Annotated in this window: 20 protein-coding genes; 6 read left to right on the top strand and 14 right to left on the bottom strand. The window is 64.4% G+C overall.

Translation table 11 applies throughout. The features are described from left to right. Positions 1-34 precede the first annotated feature (34 nt). Positions 35-1,060 (top strand): FecCD family ABC transporter permease, encoded by a 1,026-nt coding sequence (locus AC6I1W_RS04510; RefSeq protein ID WP_416241599.1) that lies wholly within the window; start codon positions 35-37, stop codon positions 1,058-1,060. Next, a complete protein-coding gene (locus tag AC6I1W_RS04505; RefSeq protein WP_270236789.1) occupies positions 1,057-2,373 on the top strand; it encodes an ATP-binding cassette domain-containing protein in 1,317 nt (438 codons plus the stop codon). The genes AC6I1W_RS04510 and AC6I1W_RS04505 overlap by 4 nt, the downstream gene beginning before the upstream one ends. 118 nt (positions 2,374-2,491) lie before the next feature. Here AC6I1W_RS04505 and AC6I1W_RS04500 read toward each other — a convergent pair whose 3' ends face one another. Continuing rightward, the gene (locus tag AC6I1W_RS04500) at positions 2,492-3,892 is read right to left on the bottom strand and encodes a mycothione reductase (RefSeq protein ID WP_065674270.1); all 1,401 of its coding nucleotides are present in this window, start codon (positions 3,890-3,892) and stop codon (positions 2,492-2,494) included. Between the two features lie 578 nt (positions 3,893-4,470). Here AC6I1W_RS04500 and AC6I1W_RS04495 point away from each other — a divergent pair. From AC6I1W_RS04495 to AC6I1W_RS04480, 4 genes are all read left to right on the top strand, one after another. Next, entirely contained in the window at positions 4,471-4,914 is a 444-nt protein-coding gene (locus AC6I1W_RS04495) for a hypothetical protein (protein WP_050796917.1), read from the top strand. 191 nt (positions 4,915-5,105) lie between these two features. After that, complete coding sequence (gene ilvD / locus AC6I1W_RS04490) at positions 5,106-6,983, top strand: dihydroxy-acid dehydratase (RefSeq protein ID WP_117188930.1); 1,878 nt, start codon at positions 5,106-5,108, stop codon at positions 6,981-6,983. An 11-nt stretch (positions 6,984-6,994) separates the two neighbouring features. Beyond that, positions 6,995-8,518 carry a threonine ammonia-lyase, biosynthetic gene (gene ilvA, locus AC6I1W_RS04485; protein ID WP_117188932.1) on the top strand — a complete coding sequence of 508 codons (1,524 nt, stop codon included), beginning with the start codon at positions 6,995-6,997 and terminating at the stop codon, positions 8,516-8,518. 23 nt (positions 8,519-8,541) lie between these two features. Continuing rightward, entirely contained in the window at positions 8,542-9,336 is a 795-nt protein-coding gene (locus tag AC6I1W_RS04480; protein ID WP_117188935.1) for an SDR family NAD(P)-dependent oxidoreductase, read from the top strand. A 3-nt stretch (positions 9,337-9,339) separates the two neighbouring features. Here the strand turns inward: AC6I1W_RS04480 and AC6I1W_RS04475 are convergent, their stop codons facing one another. The 13 genes from AC6I1W_RS04475 to AC6I1W_RS04415 all read right to left on the bottom strand — a co-directional run bounded on the left by AC6I1W_RS04475 (position 9,340) and on the right by AC6I1W_RS04415 (position 21,386). Next, complete coding sequence (locus tag AC6I1W_RS04475; protein WP_117188937.1) at positions 9,340-10,803, bottom strand: GerMN domain-containing protein; 1,464 nt, start codon at positions 10,801-10,803, stop codon at positions 9,340-9,342. Beyond that, complete coding sequence (gene ccsB, locus AC6I1W_RS04470; protein WP_015583280.1) at positions 10,790-11,683, bottom strand: c-type cytochrome biogenesis protein CcsB; 894 nt, start codon at positions 11,681-11,683, stop codon at positions 10,790-10,792. Before ccsB ends, AC6I1W_RS04475 begins: the two co-directional genes overlap by 14 nt. Next, a complete protein-coding gene (gene resB / locus AC6I1W_RS04465) occupies positions 11,680-13,281 on the bottom strand; it encodes a cytochrome c biogenesis protein ResB (RefSeq protein WP_117188939.1) in 1,602 nt (533 codons plus the stop codon). Before resB ends, ccsB begins: the two co-directional genes overlap by 4 nt. After that, positions 13,281-13,991, bottom strand: a complete 711-nt coding sequence (locus AC6I1W_RS04460; RefSeq protein ID WP_050796916.1) for a cytochrome c biogenesis CcdA family protein — start codon at positions 13,989-13,991, stop codon at positions 13,281-13,283. The genes resB and AC6I1W_RS04460 overlap by 1 nt, the downstream gene beginning before the upstream one ends. 47 nt (positions 13,992-14,038) lie before the next feature. Then, a complete protein-coding gene (locus tag AC6I1W_RS04455; RefSeq protein WP_117188941.1) occupies positions 14,039-14,608 on the bottom strand; it encodes a TlpA family protein disulfide reductase in 570 nt (189 codons plus the stop codon). Then, positions 14,605-15,273: a histidine phosphatase family protein gene (locus tag AC6I1W_RS04450; RefSeq protein ID WP_016666937.1), complete on the bottom strand. Its 669-nt coding sequence runs from the start codon at positions 15,271-15,273 to the stop codon at positions 14,605-14,607. Before AC6I1W_RS04450 ends, AC6I1W_RS04455 begins: the two co-directional genes overlap by 4 nt. A gap of 77 nt (positions 15,274-15,350) precedes the next feature. Beyond that, complete coding sequence (locus tag AC6I1W_RS04445; RefSeq protein WP_016666936.1) at positions 15,351-17,066, bottom strand: bifunctional uroporphyrinogen-III C-methyltransferase/uroporphyrinogen-III synthase; 1,716 nt, start codon at positions 17,064-17,066, stop codon at positions 15,351-15,353. A gap of 123 nt (positions 17,067-17,189) precedes the next feature. Next, positions 17,190-17,534, bottom strand: coding sequence for a glutaredoxin family protein (locus tag AC6I1W_RS04440; protein ID WP_016666935.1), 345 nt, complete (start codon positions 17,532-17,534; stop codon positions 17,190-17,192). Positions 17,535-17,552: 18 nt separating this feature from the next. Next, positions 17,553-17,654 (bottom strand): 30S ribosomal protein bS22, encoded by a 102-nt coding sequence (locus AC6I1W_RS04435; protein WP_002550589.1) that lies wholly within the window; start codon positions 17,652-17,654, stop codon positions 17,553-17,555. 135 nt (positions 17,655-17,789) lie between these two features. Next, on the bottom strand, positions 17,790-18,581 hold the full coding sequence (gene proC, locus AC6I1W_RS04430) for a pyrroline-5-carboxylate reductase (protein WP_117188943.1): 792 nt from the start codon (positions 18,579-18,581) through the stop codon (positions 17,790-17,792). Further along, positions 18,578-19,609 (bottom strand): aspartate-semialdehyde dehydrogenase, encoded by a 1,032-nt coding sequence (locus AC6I1W_RS04425; protein WP_117188945.1) that lies wholly within the window; start codon positions 19,607-19,609, stop codon positions 18,578-18,580. Before AC6I1W_RS04425 ends, proC begins: the two co-directional genes overlap by 4 nt. Before the next feature lie 44 nt (positions 19,610-19,653). After that, the gene (locus AC6I1W_RS04420; protein WP_117188947.1) at positions 19,654-20,487 is read right to left on the bottom strand and encodes a CPBP family intramembrane glutamic endopeptidase; all 834 of its coding nucleotides are present in this window, start codon (positions 20,485-20,487) and stop codon (positions 19,654-19,656) included. 2 nt (positions 20,488-20,489) lie between these two features. Further along, positions 20,490-21,386 (bottom strand): proline dehydrogenase family protein, encoded by an 897-nt coding sequence (locus AC6I1W_RS04415; RefSeq protein WP_117189020.1) that lies wholly within the window; start codon positions 21,384-21,386, stop codon positions 20,490-20,492. Position 21,387: the final 1 nt, after the last annotated feature.

The raw sequence follows: 21,387 nt of genomic DNA, 5'->3' as shown, positions 1-21,387 counted from the left end.
CGCGCGATTCGGCCCTGACGAGGACGGCTTTCCCTTGGCTCGACTCCTTCACCGCCGTACCCCGACTCGCTTCTTCCTACTCGTGACTCTCCTCGTGCTCATGCCGGTACTCTCGATTGCCTTTGGTGCCGCACCGGTACCCATCGGTCAGGTCTTGGGGGTACTCGCCGACCATTGTGACATTCCCATTCACGTGACCTGGGACTCCATTACCGACGCGATCGTCTGGCAGAACCGCATGCCTCGCATCGTCACCGGGCTCGGCGTCGGCGCGACCCTCGGTGTCGCCGGAGTCGCACTCCGAGCCGTGGTTCGCAACCCCCTCGCAGAGCCCTACGTACTTGGCGTGAGCGCGGGAGCCTCCTCGGGAGCTGCCGCGGCGATCATCATCGTCGGCGTCACCTCGTCATTCGCAGTAGCCGGCATGGCCTTCCTGGGAGCGCTGCTGTCGACCGCGATCGTGCTGTTCATGGGCGGCGGCCGGAACTCGTCGACGCTGCGTCTCGTCCTCGCCGGTCTCGCGGTGGGATTCATCTTTCAAGCCGTCACCAATTTCATCATCATCTCCTCCGACTCGGCCGAGACTGCACGCGCGGTGATGTTCTGGACCCTCGGTGACCTGTCTCGAGCCAGCTGGGGGCAGGGATGGACGAACGTTGCCGTGGCGATCGTTCTGACTGTACTGCTGTGGGCATGTGCCCCATGGCTCGACGCGTTGGCGTCCGGGGATTCCACGGCCACCGCGGTCGGGATCGACCCGACCGTCATCCATGTGCTGCTTCTCGTCCCCGTATCGGCTGGGGTGGCCATGGCGGTGGCTATCTCCGGCGGCATCGGTTTCGTCGGACTGGTCATCCCCCACCTCATGCGATCCTTCATCGGTCATGGCCACCGTCGGTTGGTGGTCTCCTCGGCTATGGCCGGAGCCATCTTCCTGATGTGGGCCGACACCTTCTCACGCACCGTGTTCAGCCCAGCCGAACTGCCCATCGGAGTCATCACGGGTCTGCTCGGCGCGCCGTTCCTCCTCGTGTTGGTGCGACGGGAGGCGATGGCATGATCACCGCTTCCGACTTAGTCATTCACCGAGGACAGCGGGTTGTCCTCGACGGCGTCGATCTTTCAGCGGATCAGGGCGTGACCATCGGGGTCGTCGGCCCCAATGGCGCAGGAAAGTCAACCTTGTTGTCTGCGCTGTACCGCAACGTCGCGATTGCCTCCGGACGAGTCACCGTCAGCGACCATGATCTCTCAGCCATGAATCGCCGCGAGATTGCGCGCGAGGTCGCCGTCGTCTCTCAGATTCCCGATCAAGCCCTGCCGCTGACGGTTCGCGACACCGTCTCCCTGGGACGACTCCCCCACCGATCCCTCATGGGATACGGGGATGCGACCGATCGTGACATCGTCGACAATGCCCTGACGAGAACGGACCTGACAGGTCTCGCGGATCGACTCGTCACCCAGTTGTCCGGCGGGGAACGTCAGAGGGTTCTCGTCGCCCGAGCCATCGCCCAGCAGGCCGGCCATCTGCTGCTCGACGAGCCCACCAATCACCTCGACATCGGCCATCAGTTCGCCCTGCTCGACCTCGTCAAAACCATTGACGCCACCACCGTGATCGTGCTCCATAACCTCAACCTGGCAGCTCGAGCATGCGACCGACTGGTGTTGCTTGATCAAGGCCGCCTCGTCGCGTCCGGCCCTTGTGGGGAGGTCCTGCAACCCGATCACCCATTGCGCGTCCTCGACGTGTGCTGTGGACCTGGATCCTTGTCAAACGCCGTCACGCAGAGATTTGGTGACGCCAGCTGTGTGGGGATCGATCGCGACCCGGTGCTCATGCGGCTGTTCCGCGAAACGACGCCACACCCGGATCGAATTGAGATCGTCGATGTCGACCTACGGGAGCCTGGATGGGCGGCCCGGTGGGCTGAGGAACCCTTTGATGCCGCTGTCAGCGCGACGGCCCTGCACTGGTTCGAGCCCGATGAGTTGGCGAGGGTGCACCAGGACATCGCCTCGGTGCTGACCCCTGGCGGGATCCTGCTCAATGCCGATCATCTCTTCTTCGACAAGGCCACTGAGCCTTTCCTGGCTGAATTGGCCCCGGCAGAACGAGACCGCACCGAGGCTCAGATGCGAGACGACGGGGCAATGTCCTGGCAGGAATGGTGGGACGCAGCCTTGGCCATGCCTGGATGGGAGTCCGAGGCCGAGGAGTTCCGACGTCGTTGGGCGGACAAGGACATCTCTCGGAAGGTCAGCGCCGAGTTCCATTTCGCCTCGATGCGCGCGGCCGGATTCACCGAGACTGCTCAGGTCTGGCAGTGGTTCGACGACCGGATCCTGATAGGGCGGATGCCGATGTGACGCTGGAGGTGGGCGGGGGGTACCCCCCGCCCACCGTTCTGCTCTGGTCAAGCGTTACTGTCGCCCTCGCTCCCATCCCGGGGCTGACCAAGAACCGCACCCAATGTCACCCTCAGCATCACCCGAGTCGGTCAAACTCCTTGTCAAGGCCAAGCAGGGCGTTCTCCACGACCTCAGGCAGTGCCGGGTGTATCCAGTACTGTCCCCGCGCCATCTCCCCGACTGTCTGGCCGGCGCTCATCCCCTGAATGCAGGTCTGGATGAGGGTCGATGCCTGCGGGCCGATGATGTGGGCGCCCAGCAGCGTCCTCGTCCCCGGGTCACCCAACAGCTTGACACAGTGTCCCTCGTCCTCCATCGCCCAGCCATAGGCGACGTCCGCGTACTCCTGGACGTACTTGGTGTACGGGATCTCGGACTGCAACAGACTCTGTTCGCTCGCACCCACCGAGGCGACCTGCGGGTTCGAGAACACCGCATGAGGCACGAATCGATGATCAGAACTGGCCAGGTCGTCAGGGTGTAGCAGATTGTGGCGCACCACTCGGGCCTCGTGGTTGGCGACGTGCTTGAGCTCCCAGTGCGAGCAGACGTCGCCGAGGGCCCAGATGTGTTCAACATTGGTCCGCTGGTGCTCATCGACGACCACGAATCCATCGTCATCGACGTCAACCCCGGCAGCTGGAAGGTTGAGACGGTCACCGTTGGGCACCCGACCCATGGCATTGAGGACGACGTCGGCCGGATAGTCGTAGTCGACCCCGTCACCGTCAACCGTCAAGACCACGAGGTGACCACCCGGATCACGATCGATGCCCACCAAGCCCTCGGACATCCGCAGCCTCACGCGGTGACCAATCTGATCGGTGAACCGCTGCGAGATCTCCTGGTCCTCATGACGCAGCATCCTCCCGGACCGATTGATGACAGTGACGCTGGATCCCAGCGCGGAGAAGATATGGGCGAACTCGGCGGCAATGAATCCACCACCGAGAATCACCAGACGGTGGGGCAACTCCTCCAACCTCATGATGGTGTCGGAGGTGTGGATCGACCCCGCCAGGCTCGGGTCGTCGAGACCGAGGACATCAGGGACGCGCGGGCGCGACCCTGCCGCCAGGACGATCTGGTCAGCAGTGATGCGAGTGTCCCCGACCTCGATGGTGTGGGGATCGACGAACTTCGCCTCGTCGGTGTAGACGTCGATGTTCTCCAGCCCCTGGCGGTACTCAAGCCCACTTCGAGAAATGGGATCAATGCGTCCGAAGATTCGGTCACGAATGGAGGTGAAGGATGCCCCGCGGAACTGCAGCCTGACCCCCAGCTTGGCTGCCTCGGACGGCGAGGTCGCAAGGTCCGCCGGGAGCACGAACATCTTCGTCGGTATGCAGCCGACATTGAGGCAGGTACCCCCGAAAGTGCCCGAGTCGATGATGGCGGCGCGTCGGTCGGCAAATTCCTCGTCCAGGATCGTGTTTCCTGAGCCCGAACCAATGACGACGATGTCGTAGTGCTCCATACCCCCAGTCTGTCATCCCGAGCTATGACAGATCGCCTCAACCCGCCGCCGGCGTCACATGACAACCTTACGGATCCCTGATTCTCGCATCTGGCATGTATGGTGATCGCCAGACCGCACCCAGGATCCGCCGGATTCACCGGACCATCCCCCGCGGTCCCGTCCCCTCGGGGACATGTTCGTAGAACCCACCCCGGGGCTGCCCACTGACTCCCCTGCGGGTCCGGTGACATGCCGCGATTCGGCACGATGCCGGATCCCAACCCAGGAGCGGAATGTTCACCCTCACCTCAACGCCCGTCACCTTCGTCGGGCTTCTCATCCTCTTTGCATGGTCACTCGTGTGGTCGGTGCGGGACGCTATCAAGGCGCCCACCGTCGTCACGAAGGTCTCCACATGGGTCCACGTCGTGATGGCGGTCACCATGATCCTCATGGTGCCCAAGTCATGGTGGAAACCTCTCGTCTCCGCCATTGGCGGACCAACCACTCCGGTCGTCGTCTTCGCCATCTGTACGGCCTGGATGGTCTTCATGGCCGCCTGGCGATCCTCGTGGTCGTCATGGGGTCATGCCGCCATGTTCGCCGCGATGGTCTGGCACCTCGCCGCGATGCGCAAGATGTCCTCCCTCATGACGGCGTCCAAGCACTCCGGCATGGGAACCATGAATCACGGCGGAATGGACCACGGCATGAACCATGGCGGTATGGGTCACGGTATGAACGGCGGCATGGACCATGGAATGCAGACGACCATGAATGCCGCGATGCATGACTTCGCCGTCGTCGGGATCCCTCTCATGGTCGCCCTGCTGGCCCTGGCCATTGCCGGCCTGTGGCGAGCCATCAGCGGCGAGGCCGAGAACCCACGCAAGGTTCCCACCTGCCATGTGGTGGCCACCGAACCACTGGCGATTCGCCTCTCCGGCCTGGGTGATTTCGCGATGGCCTTCGGTATGTTCTGGATGAGCACCGGTCTGCTCACACCGATCATGCCGTTCATGGAGCATCTGCACCCCTGAGCAGCGTCTCAGGATATGGGCCGGCGTTTCATCTTTCTGATCATTGCTAGCGTCACACCCATGATGAACGGTTGGAGTCTCATTACCCGGCGCGCGGTCTGACCACGCACCGGAATCCAACAGCGCGCCCTCCTTCCACTTCCGGATGGAGGGCGTCGTCATGTGTACGCAATTGCCGAGGGGGGAACACGATGCCCACGCTGAGATCTGCCACCAGCACCACCGGACGCGCCATGGCCGGAGCCCGTGCTCTCTGGCGTGCCACCGGTACCAAGGACGATGAATTCGGACATCCCATCGTGGCGATCGCGAACTCCTTCACCCAGTTCGTCCCCGGACACGTCGGACTGCGTGACGTCGGCAAGATCGTCGCCGAGCAGGTCCGCGCCGCCGGTGGCGTCCCCAAGGAGTTCAATACCATTGCCGTCGATGACGGCATCGCCATGGGCCACGACGGCATGCTCTACTCCCTGCCCAGCCGTGAGCTCATCGCCGACTCCGTGGAGTACATGGTCAACGCTCACTGTGCCGACGCCCTCGTGTGCATCTCCAACTGCGACAAGATCACCCCCGGCATGTTGATGGCCGCCATGCGCCTCAACATTCCGACCATCTTCGTCTCCGGTGGCCCGATGGAGGCTGGGAAGGCCACATTGACCGACGGGGAGCACAAGCTCGACCTCATCGACGCCATGATCGCCGCCGGTGACGAGACCGCGGCCGACTCCGACGTCGAGATCATGGAGACCAATGCCTGCCCGACCTGCGGGTCGTGTTCAGGCATGTTCACTGCCAACTCGATGAACTGCCTGACGGAGGCCCTCGGCCTCTCCCTGCCCGGCAACGGTTCCCTGCTGGCCACCCACTCGGATCGTCGCAAACTCTTCGAGACGGCCGGACGCACCGTCGTCTCCCTGGCCAAGTGCTGGTACGACGAGGACGACGCCTCCGTCCTCCCACGTTCCATCGCCACCAAGGCGGCGTTCCACAACGCCATGAGCCTTGACATCGCGATGGGAGGTTCGACGAACACCGTCCTGCACCTGCTGGCGGCCGCCCAAGAAGGCGAGGTCGACTTCACCATGGCTGACATCGACTCCCTGTCGCGCAAGGTTCCCCACCTGTGCAAGGTGGCGCCGTCGACCACCGTGTTCCACGTGGAGGACGTCCACCGCGCCGGCGGTGTGCTCAGCATTCTCGCCGAGCTGGATCGTGGCGGCCTGCTCGACACCGCCACCTCGACGGTGTGGTCCCCCGACGGCAACCCGACGACGATGGCCGTCGAGATTGCCAGTCACGACCTCATGTCCGACCCCGGCGAGGACGTCCGCACGCTCTACGCGGCCGCCCCGGGTGGGGTGCGCACCACCGAGATGTTCTCCCAGTCCTCGCGCTGGGAGAGCCTCGACACCGACCGTACGAACGGCTGCATCCGCGACATCGAGCACGCCTACTCCGCCGACGGCGGCCTGGCAGTGCTGTTCGGCAACATCGCCGAGCGCGGCTGCATCGTCAAGACCGCCGGCGTCGACGAGTCAATCCTCACCTTCTCCGGGCCTGCCGTCGTCTACGAGTCCCAAGACGACGCCGTCACCGGCATCCTGGGCAAGGAGGTCAGGGCCGGGGACGTCGTCATCATCCGCCACGAGGGCCCCAAGGGTGGCCCCGGTATGCAGGAGATGTTGTACCCGACGAGCTACCTGAAGTCGATGCACCTGGGCAGGGAGTGCGCCCTGCTCACCGACGGCCGGTTCTCCGGTGGCACGTCGGGCCTGTCGATCGGTCACGTCTCCCCCGAGGCCGCCTCCGGTGGTCTCATCGGCCTGGCCCGCGACGGGGACACCATCAGCATCGACATCCCCAACCGCACCATCAGCCTTGACGTCGATGACTCCGAGCTGGCCCGTCGTCGCGAGGAGGAGGAAGCCCGCGGAATCGACGCCTGGACGCCACACGCTGCCCGTTCGCGTCACGTTTCCACCGCCCTGAGCGCCTACGGGATGCTCGCCTCCTCCGCCGATCGCGGTGGAGTACGTGACCTGTCCCAGGTCCGTCCGGTGGCTGACTGAGGGGATCGTCAATGTCCGTCAGGAGTGACCAGGAATATCTGCGAGCCGTCCTGCGAGCACCGGTCTACGAGGTGGCCGAGAAGACCCCGCTCGAACCGATGCCCAACGTTTCCAAACGCCTCGACAACACCGTGCTGGTGAAGAGGGAGGACCGTCAGGCAGTCCACTCCTTCAAGATCCGCGGCGCCTACAACCGGATGCGCAACCTCACCGAGGGGGAGCGTTGCGCCGGGGTGGTGACGGCTTCGGCCGGCAACCACGCCCAGGGCGTCGCCCTCTCGGGTGCCCGGCTCGCGGTCAAGGCCAAGATCGTCATGCCGAGACCCACTCCGACGATCAAGGTTGACGCGGTGCGCCAGCTCGGCGGCGAGGTGGTCCTGGCCGGGGATTCCTTCGACGAGGCCAAGGCTCACGCCCTCGAACTGGCCGAGAACGAGGGACTGACCTACGTCGCCCCCTTCGACGACCCGATGGTCATCGCTGGTCAGGGAACCATCGGCCTGGAGCTCATCCAGGACGCAGCGGACGTCAACCGGATCTTCGTACCGGTCGGTGGTGGTGGTCTTGCCGCGGGGATCACCGTCCTCGTCAAGCAGCTCATGCCCCAGGTCAAGATCATCGGTGTGGAGCCGGCTGAGTCGGCTTGTCTGGCAGCCGCAATGGAGGCCGGTGAACCCGTCACCCTGGATCGGGTCTCGCTGTTCGCCGAGGGTGTTGCCGTTGCCCGGATCGGTGACGAGACTTTCCGCATCCTCAAGGACCATCTCGACGACGTCGTCACCGTCGACTCCGACGAGATCAGTGCTGCCGTCAAGGATCTCTTCGACGACGTGCGTGCCGTCGCCGAGCCGGCCGGTGCCGTCGCGCTGGCCGGGCTCAAGAAGTACGTCCGCGCCCACGACGTCCACGGAGAGCAGCTCGCTACCGTCCTCAGCGGGGCGAACCTCAACTTCGGGTCGCTGCGTCACATCGCAGAACGCGCCGAGATCGGTGGGCGTCGCGAGGGGATGTTCGGAGTCATCATCGACGAGCGTCCGGGAGCCTTCCTGGACTTCTGCCGACTGTTGGGTGGCCGCATGGTCACCGAGTTCAATTATCGACTTGCTGACGATGACTCCGCTGCCATCTTCGTCGGCGTGCAGTTGGCCCATCGCGACGAACGTTCCGAGATCGTCGAGATCTTGAGCAGTGCCGGGCACCTCGTCGTCGATCTGTCCGACGACGAGGCGGCCAAGACCCATGTCCGTTACATGGTCGGTGGGCACCCGTCACGTTCCGTCGGGGAGAAGGTCGTCTCCTTCGTCTTCCCCGAGTCGCCGGGAGCGCTGACCCACTTCCTCACCACCCTGGGCACCCGGTGGAACATCTCCCTGTTCCACTACCGTTCCTTCGCAATGGACACCGGTCGGGTGCTGGCCGGGTTCGAGGGTGCGGCTGACGACCCGGACCTGTCGTCTCACCTCGACGACATCGGGTATCCGTGGAGTGACGTCTCGGACTCCCCCTCGTATCAGATGTTCCTCCGGGAGCGTTGAGAGCTACGTGGAAGACTTGTGACATGACTGAGAAGGATGCGACTCGCGACGAACGCCCGTGGGCACTGGTGAGCGGGGCCAGTGGTGGTCTGGGGCAGGCATTCAGCCGTCATCTGGCCAGCTGCGGAGCCAATCTCGTCCTGACCGGACGCCGTCAAGACGTCCTCGACGACCTTGCCACCAAACTCACCACCCGATACGGGATCCGCACCATCGTCCGTCCCTGCGACATCGCCTCGGCATCCGAGCGGTTGACCCTGGTGGAGGACATCGCCGGGCGCGGCATCATCGTCGACACCCTCGTCAACAACGCTGGGTTCGGTGCAGCTGGCCGGATCGCCGAGACCGACCCGGTTCGTCAGACCTCTCAGGTGGAGGTCAACTGTGAGGCCGTCGTCCATCTGTGCGGTCTGCTGCTGCCGGGCATGATCGCGGCCAAGCAGGGGTCGATCATCAATGTCGCCTCCACCGCTGCCTTCCAGCCCATCCCCCAGTTCGCCACCTATGCGGCGTCGAAGTCTTTCGTGCTGTCCTTCACGAAGGCGCTGTGGGCCGAGACCAATGGCACCGGGGTGCGGGTCACGGCGGTCTGTCCTGGCCCGACGGAGACCGGATTCTTCGACGTCGCCGGTGTGCCGAGGATGGGAGCTGGAATGCGTCGTCAGCCCGACGATGTGGTGCGTACTGCCTTCGACGCTCTGGCCCGTCATCGTCCCTACGCCATCGACGGATTCATCAACCGCGCCGTCGCACGGTTGGCTCCACACCTGCCACCGCGTCTGGTGATGACTGAGGCGGAGAAATACCTCAAGATCTGACGACTACTTCGCCGTCACAACCTTCTCGTCAGCGATGCGGTTTCCTTCCCGGATCACCACGTCATACTCCCCCTTGGGTATGGTGACGGTGGCGCTCCACGGGCGCCACCTGTCACCGTCAGTGGCCGAGATGTTGATCTGCCCGCTGGTGACCATCTGATTGCCCTGGGGGGACCTCACTTCGTACGTCATGACGGAAACCGTCGGCTGGGCGAGACCGCTGATGGTGATCTTGCCGGACGGCACATCAGCACCGGCCTGTGGCGTGTCAACCCACACCCGGGCGCACTGAGCAAGACCTTCGTCGACGAAATCCGTGGCGGGCTTGCCAATGATCGGTAGGTTCGGCGAACCATCAACGAGGATTCGCACCGATTTGTCACCGGTGCGGTCACCGACGGCCGCCGTGGCGGTCACGACGAGCTGCTGGATGGCCCTTTGCACCTGTTCACCATTCTTGAACTGGCTGAAGGCGGACGCCGACAGGTCGATGGTGATGCGTTTTCCCTTGACCGATGCCCGGTTCACCTGGCCAGCTGCCCACCCGGATGTGTAATTCGGGTCGAGGGGCGCGACGTTGAGAACCGCCCCAACTGCCGTTCCCAACAGGTCGCCGAGGGTCGGCAGGTCACGCAGCTCACGGTGGATGAGCCCGTCGTCACGACCCAGGTAGAAGACATCCAACCCAGTCTGAACGGTCGGCAGGGACTGGTCGCTGGCCTGCGGAGTTCGGGCAGCAGGTGCCGCTTCCGAATCGCTCGTCGTCGAACCGTGATTCGAGCCCAGCAGGGGGGACAGAATGCCAAGCCCCAGTGCCACCAGACAGGCCAGGGCGACGATCCAGTTGGCGGGAAGGCCACGACGCGGTTTCCGGGAAATCTGAGAGGTGATGGCGTCATAGCCGGAGTTCGGACGGATCGACTCCATGATGGTTTCCAGGGCCGAGCGCACGACCGCCTCGACCCTGGGATCGGCGTGGCCGGGATTCGTGTGGGAATCAGGACGCAACGTCTCACCGATGGCAGTCAGACCCTTCGTCTCGTTGTTGTGAACGCCATTGACGCTCATGCCCAGGGTCTCGGCGATCTCGTCGTCTGACAGATCTGCTGTCGCGAATTTGAGGACCAGCACCTCACGCTGTCGGGCCGGCAGCCCCCACAGACACCAGTACGCCAACTCGTCGGGGGCTTGGGGAGGAGTTGTGTCTCGTTCTGCCGGTTGCCGGCCCCTGGCCTTGTTCACGACGGCGGTGCGCAGATACGACACGGCATGCTGATGGGAATGCAACCGCGGATCGCGCCGGTAACTGGTGACAAAGGCTGCGATGACGGCAGCCTCGGCCACCCGCTGGTCTGCCAGCAACAGGGTGGCCAACCTGACGAAGGCGTCCCACTCCTCTTGGTAGAGCTGGGGAAGCCAATCATCATGGGATTCGGAGAAGGAACCCTTCATGTCAGATGCCGGCATACGAATGCAAGCCGTTGAAGATCAGGTTGACGCCGATGAAGTTGAACCAGAAACAGGCCACACCGATGATCGCGATGATGGCAGCCGGGCGTCCGCGCCATCCGGCTGTGGAGCGGGCGTGCAGGTAGGCCGCGTAGACCACCCAGGTCACCAGGGACCAGGTCTCCTTGGGGTCCCATCCCCAGAACCGACCCCATGCGTAGTCAGCCCAGATTGAGCCGGCCGCGATGGTGAAGGTCCAGATCGGAAAGCCGATGGCATGTGCACGGTAGGCCAGGGTGTCCATGGACTCCGGGGAAGGAAGCTTGGCGAGCAATCCCCTGACGGGAATTCCAGTCCGCTCAGCCTTCGCCCGGGCGTTCATCGAGATGAGATACATGATCGAGGCAATGGCACCGACGTTGAGCGCAGCAGCAGCAATACAAGCCGCGACAATGTGGATGACGAACCACACCGAGTGCAGGGCCGGGACCAGCGGCGCGACGGCCACGTAGAACACGGTGGCTGCCAGGCCATTACCAACGGCCAGCAACAGGGTGACGGCAATGCCCATCCACCTGACCTGGCGGACGGCGACGAGGACGAGGTACGCGATGACGACGAAGAGCAGCGCCGAGGTGACGAACTCGTACATGTTGCCCCAGGGCAGCCGATGTGCCGCGATACCACGGCAGACGACGCCGATGGTCGCGCAGATGGCACCCAGGACGGTGAGGTTGAGGCCCATCCTCCCCCACGTCTCGGATCTCAGCCGCGCCTTGTGGCTGGGGTGCTCGACCCCGCGAACACTGGCCCATTCCACGACGTGAGTCAGGAAGGCAAGCATGTAGAGCACCGCCGCGGTGACGATACCGACGGCCGACAGATTCTCCACACTCACGACTGGGCCTCCTTGATGTCGCCTGACATGCTATCTCCGTGTACCGCAGCCAGCAGAGAGTTTACATCGTCCACCGCACCGGATCGGGAGTCACTGCGGTCCAGGCCACCGATCTCCACCTTCAAGCCCTCCTCGATGGGCGTCATTCTCATCCACACCCGTCGCGACCGTGAGAACAGACTCAAGCACAGACCGGCCACTGAGAGCAGCACGGACAGGAAGGTCAGCGGTAGACCAGGGGTCTGGGACACCTGGATCTTGGCCCAGCGCTGCCAGCCGTTGAACTGGATCGATCCTCTGCCGTCGGGCAGCTTGTATCCCTGCCCCGGCGACAGCACGAATCGGGACTTCTCCTTGCCGTTCGTCACCTGGGTCATGCCGGTCGTGTCAAGGGTGTAGATGTTCGACGGAACACCCGTCTCGCCGGCCGGTTTGCCGTACCAGGCGGTCAGGTACAGCTGCGGGTTGAGGGCATCTGGGAAGAGGGAGGTCGGGCCACCAGCCGTGATCGTGCCGGTCGGTAGGAAGAATCCCTGGAAGGCCAGACGATCCGGGCGGGCGTCGGGGGCCTTGATGACACCGACGGACTTGAAGTTGCCGTCCTGAGGCAGGAAGACCACAGGACCCGAATAGGCGACCTTGCCATTTCCGTCGCGGACGAGAACGTCTGCGGCGTAGCCATGGCCCAGCAGATGGACCTTGGTCGAGCCGATCCGCAGCGGGTGATTGACCTGCAAGTCTCGAGTCTCGGTCGTGCCGTCCACGGTGAGGTCGACGGTGGCGTCGAAGCTGCGAGCAGCACCACGCTGAACCGTGCCGGTCTCGAAGGATGCTGTGAACTTGCGCAGCTTCATGGAGAACGGGGCCAGATCGTCGGTGTCGACCATCGACCCTGCCTTGAACTCGTCGTACTGGGTGATGTTGTTGGAGAATCCCTGACCCTCGACGACAACCGAGGTTCCCTTGAATCCCCACAGGGTGTTCCAACCGACACCAACGAGCAGGAGAACCAGAAAGACGTGGAAGATCAGGTTGCCCGTCTCGCGGTGGCGTCCGGCCTCGGCACGAATGGAGCCATCGTCGTCAACGACGAACCGGTACCGTCGGACTTTCAACCACTCCCGGGCTCGCTTGTCGACCTCCTCGGCCGAGTCAGAGGTGGTCGTCGAGGCATGGGCTGCCAACCGGTCCAGCCTGGCGGGCACGCGAGGAGGCTGCCGGCGCAAGGCCTTCACGTGACTGATGATGCGCGGAATGATGCAGCCGATGAGGCTGATGAACAGCAGCAGGTAGATCGCCGAGAACCACACCGAGGTGTAGACGTGGTACATCCCCAGCGGCCGGTAGATGCGATCCAGGGTGGGGTGGTTGGCGGCAAAGTCGGAGACCTTGATCGCGCTGTTTGCGGTCTGCGGCACCATCGACCCCGGGATGGCTGCCAGGGCCAGCAGGAACAGCAGGATGAGGGCCGTCCTCATGCTCGTCAGCTGACCCCACAACCACCGCATGGATGCGCCGAAACCGAGTCCGCCGCTCCCACGAGCCGAGGTCGAGCTCCTCGGATCCGTCACTTTCGCGTCCTTCACGGAATCACCCATCAGATCACCGCCCCGAACTTGGCCGCCCAGGTTCTCAGCATCGCCATTATCGACTCCCACCACCCGGTGACCAACAGCACGCCTATGGCCATCATGAGCACTCCTCCGACACGCTGCACGACGTGTTGGTGGGCACGTACCGCGTCGACCGTGCGACCGATCCACACCAGAGCCGCAGCGGCAGCGATGAACGGGATACCCAGCCCCAACGAATAACAGGTGGCCAGTACTGCCCCACGAACAGCGGATCCTTGGGTCAATGACAGTCCGTAGACCACCGAGAGGGCCGGTCCGATGCACGGGGTCCAGCCCAGCCCGAAGACGACTCCCAGGATCGGCGCAGCAGCCAGTCCCGCTCGGGGAAGGCGATGGATTCGCAGTTCGCGTCGTCCCAGCGGTACAAGGCCGGCGAACATGGCGCCAAGCAGGATCGTCAAAGCTCCGACGATGATCTCAATGGTTCGCCGATGACCCATGAGTGCCCGGCCGAGGGTACCGATGACCGTGCCGGTCGCGACGAAGACAACCGTGAAACCGATGACGAAGAGAATCGTGCCCGCCACGGTGCGGGCCCGACGTCGGCCCTCGATGACGTCGGCCGCGCCCAAACCCGTCACATAGCTGAGGTAGCCGGGGACGAGGGGCAGGACGCACGGTGAGAAGAAGGACAACACACCAGCGAAGACCGCCACCGGGATCGCTCCGGCCATCGATCCCGTCAGTGCCTCAGCGGCCCAGGACCCCAGGTCAAGGGGCGTCACTGGCTCTCCTTGGCAACGTCATTGATCGCCTGGACGAGGGTGGCGGTGCTCACCTCTCCCAGGAATCGAGCGGCTGCACGGCCCTTGCGGTCGATGACGAGGGTGGACGGGATGGCTTTGGGAGGCAGCTCGCTGAACTTGAGAAGCATCGCCCCGTCCGGGTCGTAGAAGCTCGGGTACGTGATGTCGAAAGCTCGGGAGAAGGCCTGGGCCGGACCTGGATCCAGGTCTCGGGTGTTGATGCCGTAGAAGACGGCGACATCTTTGGTGCGACCGGTAGCCTTCACCAGGGCTGGGGCCTCGTGACGGCAAGGGGCGCACCATGATCCCCACACGTTGAGGACGATGACCTTGCCCTTGGCGTCAGCGGTGCTGATCTCCTTGCCGTCCAGGTTCTTGCCGGTGAGGACGGGGGCAGGCTCACGTTTGTCGGCCGGAACCCTCGACCAGGATCCGTCACCGGCCGCAAATCCCTTGTCGTCACTGGCTGAGGTCGACGAGCACGCCGAGACCCCGGTCACCATGAGGGTTGTCGCCGCGAGGACGGTGATGAGCCGAGTCCTCACTCCCGTGCACCACCTGCGGAGATGTTGGCCCGACGATCCTTGGCCGGGATGAGGTCGCGAGCCGGTTCGCAGTAATCGACGCGCACGATGCGACCGTTGAGCACACCGAAACTCGTCACGGAGGCGAGGGTGCACTGACGGGAACGCGGATCGTGGGGAAGATGTCGCCCCTCGGCTGCGCAACGGGCAATCCAGATCGGCAGCTGATGGGAGACGATGAGGGCCTGTCCGCCCTCAGGAATCTCCTCGGCGGCACGCATGATCGCCCGGGTCATTCGCTCGGCGATCTCGACGTAGGGCTCTCCCCAGCTTGGGGTGAACGGGTTCGACAGATGACGCCAGTTACGAGGATTGCGCAAAGCCTTGTTGCCCTTGCCGAAGACCTGCCCCTCGAAGACATTGGCCGCCTCGATGACGTCGGAATCGACACGCACCTCGAGCTCTGGGTGCACAGCGGCGATGGGGGCCATCGTCTCCCGGGCGCGCTCCAGCGGGGAGCTCACCAGGGCGGACAACTCAACACCAGCGAAATGCTCGGCAGCGCGGGCGGCCATTCGTCGTCCCAGTGGTGACAGGTGGTATCCGGGCATACACCCGTACAAGACCCCGGTCGGGTTGTCGACCTCACCGTGGCGCAGCAGGTGGACGGTCGTCGTGGCGCCCATCGTCTCCCCTTCCGATACCTCGCGGGTCGCAGAGCCCGCCTCTGCCCATGACCCTACGTCATAGGGCTGTGTCAGCGTTAGCGTGATGGGTGACGGCCCCGACGCTTGCGCTGGGAAGGCCGAACGACCGGCAGGCCCTTGGCGACCATGTCGTCACGACGCTTCGCGGCGAAATCGGCGAGGGCGTCAGCAAGGCTCAACGCAGTCGGCTCCGGGGCGATGACGTCGACCGTCAGACCGTGCTCCCGGCAGGTCTCGGCAGTGCGCATGCCCACGGCAGCGACGACGGTGTGCTTGTGCGGCTTGCCGGCGATACCGACGAGGTTGCGCACCGTCGTCGAGGAGGTGAAGACGACGGCGTCGAACTTGCCGGTCTTGATGGCCTCGCGTGTCTCGGCTGGCGGCGGGGCGGCACGAACAGTGCGGTATCCGACGACATCCTCGACCTCCCAGCCCAGTTCGGACAGGTCGGCCGACAGGGACTCGGTGGCGATGTCGGCACGCGGCACGAAGACCCGGTTGATGGGGTCAAGGGCATCGTCGAAGGCCGGGAATACTGCGGCCAGGGCGCGGGTGGACTGCTCCCCGGACGGCACCAAGTCAGGTCGCACTCCCCACTCGGCCAGGGCGTTGATCGTCGACTCGAAGATGGCGGCGATGCGCAGACCCGAATAAGCGCGGGCGTCCAAACCAATCTGCTCCAGCTTCTCGGAGACGGCCCGCACGGCATTGGCGGAGGTGAAGACAACCCACTCGTAGCGTCCCTCGACGAGACCGCGGATGGCCTTGTCCATTTGCTGCGGGGTGCGCGGAGGTTCCATCGAGATCGTCGGGACGTCGAGGGAGTGAGCGCCGTAGCTCTGCAGACGTGAGGGCAGGGTCGCGGAGTGGTCGCGGGTGCGCGGGATGAGGATCCTCCAGCCGAACAGCGGCTTGGACTCGTACCAGTCAAGCTGTTCGCGCTCCGGAGCCTCGACGACCTTGCCGATGGCAATGTGAATCAGCTCGGCGTCGGTCAGCCGAGCGGACTTGGCGGTCTGCGGCAGCTCGCCGAGGGTGGTGGTGTGGGTGGTCTGCTGGGTCGTTGCGCCGTGGCAGATGAGGGCTGCCGGCTCGTCCTCGCTGCGACCAGAGGCCATCGCATGCTTGACGACCTCCTTGATCCGGCCGGCCGAAGTGTTGACGACGACGAGTCCGTTGGCCGACCAGGTCGATCCCCTGCCCGCGATGTCTCGCTGACAGGCGGCGTCACCGATGAGCTGGACGTCATGGCCATGGAGGGCCAGACCGGCGTACTCCGGAACTGCCGTCATCCCGGTGACACCGGGGACGACGTCGACATCATGGTCGGCGCGGGCCACGGCAGCGGCCTCGGCGCCGATGTCGCCATCGAGGAATGGGTCCCCGCTAACGAGACGGACGACCTCAAGTCCCTGGGAGGCCGCATCAATGATGGTGGCGGTGACGTCGGCGCAGTACTCCGCGACCTTGACCGGGGTAGGTGCCCCCGTTCCAGGCTGGCTGGGCAGGACGGCTGCCTCTTCGTCGGGGCTACCAGCCGAGACGATCCTGACGTCGGAATGGAGCTCCAGGAAGTCGTTGCCGAGCAGAATGCGGTGTCCCGGGCACGAAATGACGATGACCTGGGCGCGATTGATGGCGTCGACGGCCCCCAGGGTCAACAAATTCGGATCTCCTGGGCCAGTGCCCACGAACTGCACCCTGGCCTGGGCCGACGCGGTGCCCAGATCACCGGCCGACTGTGGCATCGGCTGGAGAGCCTCGTCAGTCATCTGGAGTCCTTCCGGTGTCTGCCGCCATGCCGGGCGGTGTGCTCCAACATTGGGCATTGAGGTCAATAGTGCTGGTCTGCGGGGCAACGTGCAAACCTGCCCGCCCGCTGGACGTTCCGACTGTCAGGGCAGCACCGCCGGAAGAGTGGGGCCATCACACAAGGCCGACATGAAGGTGTCGGCGTCAAGGGTCCAGTAGGCAATGAGGGTGCCGTCGACGAAGGTGACCGGGACGTGGTCGCCCCAGCGGGAGCGTAGGTCCTCATCGGTGTCGACGTCGACGATCGTCGGTTCGGGCACGAGATCGCGGTGATCCTCTCTCATCTGTGCAACGAGTTCGATGGCCTCATCGCACAGATGACACCCCTGGCGGGTGACAACAACGACGCGCCCCTCGACCGGCGGGTCGAGGGGCCGTGATTCACCGCTGCGAGGGGCAGTCGTGTCATGCCGATGTCGTCGCCACATGCACAACCGCCCGAAGCGTCACTTGCCGGCGCGACGACGCTGAATACGCGTCTTCTTGAGCAGCTTGCGGTGCTTCTTCTTCGCCATGCGCTTGCGACGCTTCTTGATCACGGATCCCACGGTCAACCTCTTTCGTTGGAACTGGAAGTTTGGTGCACCCGGGTGGGTGCGAAGTTCTCGGCCCACCGACAAGGCGGACAAAGGATTACTTTACGCTGTGATCTGCAATCGAGCCAAAAACGCCGCGCTGACCCGTCAGGACACGCCCGCCGCACGGTCTCGACATGCCATCATCGCATCGGCGAAAGTGGCGCGCAGCCCCCCAGCTTCCAACTCAGCCAGGGCCGCCGCGGTGGTCCCGCCGGGGCTCGTCACCTCGGAACGCAGCACTGCCGGGTGCTCGTCTCCGGACAACAGCTCGGCCGAGCCGGCCAGGGTGGCGACGGTGAGCTGGCTCGCCTGGTCGCGCGGCAGTCCCATGGCGACGGCAGCGTCAATCATTGCCTCGGCCACCAGGAAGACGTAGGCCGGGCCGGAGCCCGACACGGCCGTGGCCGCATCATGCAGCTTCTCGGGCACCTCGACGACCCTCCCGACCGTCCCCAAGATCTCGACGATCTTCTCGCCGGCCTCCTCAGCGCCTGGCGCAGGGCTGACGATAAACGCGCCCTTGCCCACTCGGACGGGGGTGTTGGGCATGACGCGGACAACATTGCCCTGCCAGGCAGCGAGCAACTTCTCGGTGGTGACACCGGCGGCGATGGAGATGATGATCGCGTCATCCTTGAGGGAATCCGCGACCTCCTCCAGCACTCCGGCGGCCGCATAGGGCTTGACGCCGAGAATGACGAGGTCAGCATCACGGGCAGCCTGGGCGTTGACCGCTGTCGTCTTCACGCCCAGAGCCCTGGCGATCTCCTCGCGATGTGACTCCGACCGCGCCGTCGCCACGACATCGTCAGCCTTGATCGTGTCGGCGTCGATGAGCCCACCGATGAGGGCTCCGGCCATCGTCCCGCAGCCCAGAACCGCAACCTTCCCGCTCATTCGGCAGCCACCAGTTCGGCCAGTTGCACGGCATTGAGGGCGGCACCTTTTCGCAGGTTGTCCGCGGAACAGAAGAACACCAGCCCCTTGCCTGCCGGGGCGGACTGATCAGGGCGGATACGCCCGACCAGGGACGGATCGGTTCCGGCGGCAGAGCGAGGATCCGGGACGTCGACGACCTTGACACCCGGAGCCTTCACCAACAGCTCGGTAGCCTTCTCGGGGCTCAGATCGTCACGGAATTCCGCGTGCACCACCAGCCCGTGGCCGCTGTACACCGGCACCCGAACGCAGGTTCCGGCGACCAGCAGATCCGGGATATGGAGGATCTTGCGCGACTCGTTGCGCAGCTTCTGCTCCTCGTCGGTCTCGCCGGTTCCGTCATCAACGAAGTTGCCAGCGACCGGGACGGCGTTGAAGGCGATCGGCGCGACGTAGGGCCCGAAATCATCGACCGGTACTCCCCGTCCGTCCAGGGCCAGGGCAGAGGGGCCGTCGATGGCTGCGGTCTGCTCGGTGAGGGCGCGCACTCCGGCGACGCCCGATCCGGAGACCGCCTGATAGGTGGCCACGACGAGGCGGGTCAGTCCGGCAGCGTCATGAAGCGGCTTGAGCACCGGCATGGCCGCCATCGTCGTGCAGTTCGGGTTGGCGATGATCCCCTTGGGACGCTTGGCGATGTCCTCCGGGTTGACCTCGCTGACGACCAACGGGACGTCAGGGTCGCGTCGCCAGGCCGAGGAGTTGTCGATGACGACGGCCCCGGCAGCAGCCACCTTGGGGGCGAACTCGCGAGAGGTACCGCCACCCGCGGAGAAGATCGCGATATCAAGGCCTGAGAAATCAGCCGTCGCAGTGTCCTCGACGACGACCTCACCGTTTTCCCATGGCAACTTCTGGCCGGCCGAACGGGCAGAGGCGAAGAACCTCACGTCGTCAGCTGGGAAATGACGCTCCGCCAGCAAGGTGCGCATGACCCGACCGACCTGTCCAGTGGCTCCGAAGACTCCAAGCTTCATGCCGCCCATGGTAGGGGCATGTCACGACAGGTCCGGGCAGTGTCCGAATGGACTCACAACCAGCTGACGTGACCGACCAGATAGGCGTATCCGATGAAGGAGCCGATGTCGAGGAAGACGTGGGCCACGATGAGGGGCAGAAGTCGACGTCTCTTGGAGAAGACCCATCCCAGGAAAAGACCCATGATGATGTTGCCGAGGAAACCACCCCAGCCCTGGTACAGGTGATAGGTGCCGCGAATGACGGCCGAGACGACGATGACCATCGTCGTCGACCACCCGATCTGACGCCACCGCGTGAACAGGTAGCCGACCATGACGGTCTCCTCCAGGACCGCATTCATGAGGGCCAGACCGATGAGTACCGGGACCATCCACCACACATGCTGCAGTTGGGAGGCCTGAACCGTCGTGTTCAGCCCCAGTGCGCGAGCGGCGAGGTAGAAACCAAGCCCGGGAATGCCAATGATGACGGCCAGAATCACTCCGGCGCCGACATCCTGCCCCCACCCCGGCCCTTGCAGACCGAGGGCGTGACGAACACCCTTGCGAGGGGGCTTGACCTGGGCGAGCAGGAGCAGAGCCAGCAGGGCCGGTGCGACACCGAAGACAATGTCAGATAACTGGTAGAGCAGATCAAGCCAGGGACGCCCGGGTGTCACCGATGAGTTGAGCTTCGAGGTCTGTTGATCCATCGGCACACCGCGGGTGAGTCTCTCGATCATTCGCAGAATTGAGTACCACGCGGACTGCCCCAGGCTGACGGCCAGGAGGAAAATCGTCTCCCACAGCAGGCGCCGATCCGCCCAGTGGTCCCCTATGATTCCCCGGCGAGGGGTTTCGTCCAGGCACCGGCGAGGGGAGACGGTGCTCGTGCCATTCCACATCGTCAACGCCTCTCCACCAGCGACCTTCCGAACAGCCAAATATTGCCCGGTCTCTCGACGATCCGTCGAGTGCAGTACCGGTACCAATCATGTCCATAGGGCAGATAAACCCTCACCCGGTGGCCAATGTCCACCAGCCTGCGCTGCTCGAGGGGACGAATTCCTTGCAGCATCTGAAATTCCAGGGGTCGATCCAAACTAGCCATGAGCTGCTCGCCGAGGGCGACGAAGACCGGATCATGGCTGGCCAGCATCACCGTCGAGGGGCCGGTCATGAGGGCACGCAGGCATGCCGCCATCCTCAGATCGACGTCATGGGGATGGATCAGGGTGACCGAACGAGGGCCAGTGTAGGAACCCTTGCACAGCCTGATGCGCCTCCCCGGAGCGGCCAGTTCCCTCACCTGGGTGAGGGAATCGTGGCGGGCCGCCTGGATGACGATGCCGGTGTTCTCGTAGTCCTCCAGCAGGTCCATGCCGATGCGGTGGGAACGATCATGGATGTCCGGGCCTTCGTCGTCCACCGTCACGGCGACGTGGTTGTCGCGAGCGATATCGCAGATCTGCCTGGCGTTTTCCCGGGCGAGCTCGTCGTCAACTCGCAGTCCCAGAGCCGCGAGGCTGATGGAGACCTCGCTGTGGCCACCAAACGCCGGATCGGCACCGAGCCTCTCGATCACTTCGCACAGCCCGACTGTCGCCCGGCGAGCCTGGGCGACGTCGACGGCGGCGGGGGCGAGGGGATGCAGGCTGACGTCCAGACCCTTGAACACCTGGTCGGCAGCCTTTTCGATGGCTGTCCCGACGTCCTCACCAGCGACATAGGTCGCGGCGATCTCACGGGCCAAACGTGACTGGGAAACCTCGTCGGCAATGGTCGGATCCATCGCCAGTTGCATC

Source organism: Cutibacterium sp. KB22876 (assembly GCF_059728865.1).
This window is presented reverse-complemented; position numbering and strand designations above follow the sequence as displayed.

What these genes read in the sequence shown, in the direction of transcription:
- AC6I1W_RS04505 (WP_270236789.1), top strand. Translation starts at nt 1,057, where the DNA reads ATGATCACCGCTTCCGACTTAGTCATTCACCGAGGACAGCGGGTTGTC.
- AC6I1W_RS04500 (WP_065674270.1), bottom strand. Translation starts at nt 3,892, where the DNA reads ATGGAGCACTACGACATCGTCGTCATTGGTTCGGGCTCAGGAAACACG.
- AC6I1W_RS04495 (WP_050796917.1), top strand. Translation starts at nt 4,471, where the DNA reads ATGTTCGCCGCGATGGTCTGGCACCTCGCCGCGATGCGCAAGATGTCC.
- ilvD (WP_117188930.1), top strand. Translation starts at nt 5,106, where the DNA reads ATGCCCACGCTGAGATCTGCCACCAGCACCACCGGACGCGCCATGGCC.
- ilvA (WP_117188932.1), top strand. Translation starts at nt 6,995, where the DNA reads ATGTCCGTCAGGAGTGACCAGGAATATCTGCGAGCCGTCCTGCGAGCA.
- AC6I1W_RS04480 (WP_117188935.1), top strand. Translation starts at nt 8,542, where the DNA reads ATGACTGAGAAGGATGCGACTCGCGACGAACGCCCGTGGGCACTGGTG.
- AC6I1W_RS04475 (WP_117188937.1), bottom strand. Translation starts at nt 10,803, where the DNA reads ATGCCGGCATCTGACATGAAGGGTTCCTTCTCCGAATCCCATGATGAT.
- resB (WP_117188939.1), bottom strand. Translation starts at nt 13,281, where the DNA reads ATGGGTGATTCCGTGAAGGACGCGAAAGTGACGGATCCGAGGAGCTCG.
- AC6I1W_RS04460 (WP_050796916.1), bottom strand. Translation starts at nt 13,991, where the DNA reads ATGGCCGGAGCGATCCCGGTGGCGGTCTTCGCTGGTGTGTTGTCCTTC.
- AC6I1W_RS04450 (WP_016666937.1), bottom strand. Translation starts at nt 15,273, where the DNA reads ATGGGCGCCACGACGACCGTCCACCTGCTGCGCCACGGTGAGGTCGAC.
- AC6I1W_RS04445 (WP_016666936.1), bottom strand. Translation starts at nt 17,066, where the DNA reads ATGACTGACGAGGCTCTCCAGCCGATGCCACAGTCGGCCGGTGATCTG.
- AC6I1W_RS04440 (WP_016666935.1), bottom strand. Translation starts at nt 17,534, where the DNA reads ATGTGGCGACGACATCGGCATGACACGACTGCCCCTCGCAGCGGTGAA.
- proC (WP_117188943.1), bottom strand. Translation starts at nt 18,581, where the DNA reads ATGAGCGGGAAGGTTGCGGTTCTGGGCTGCGGGACGATGGCCGGAGCC.
- AC6I1W_RS04425 (WP_117188945.1), bottom strand. Translation starts at nt 19,609, where the DNA reads ATGGGCGGCATGAAGCTTGGAGTCTTCGGAGCCACTGGACAGGTCGGT.
- AC6I1W_RS04420 (WP_117188947.1), bottom strand. Translation starts at nt 20,487, where the DNA reads ATGTGGAATGGCACGAGCACCGTCTCCCCTCGCCGGTGCCTGGACGAA.
- AC6I1W_RS04415 (WP_117189020.1), bottom strand. Translation starts at nt 21,386, where the DNA reads ATGCAACTGGCGATGGATCCGACCATTGCCGACGAGGTTTCCCAGTCA.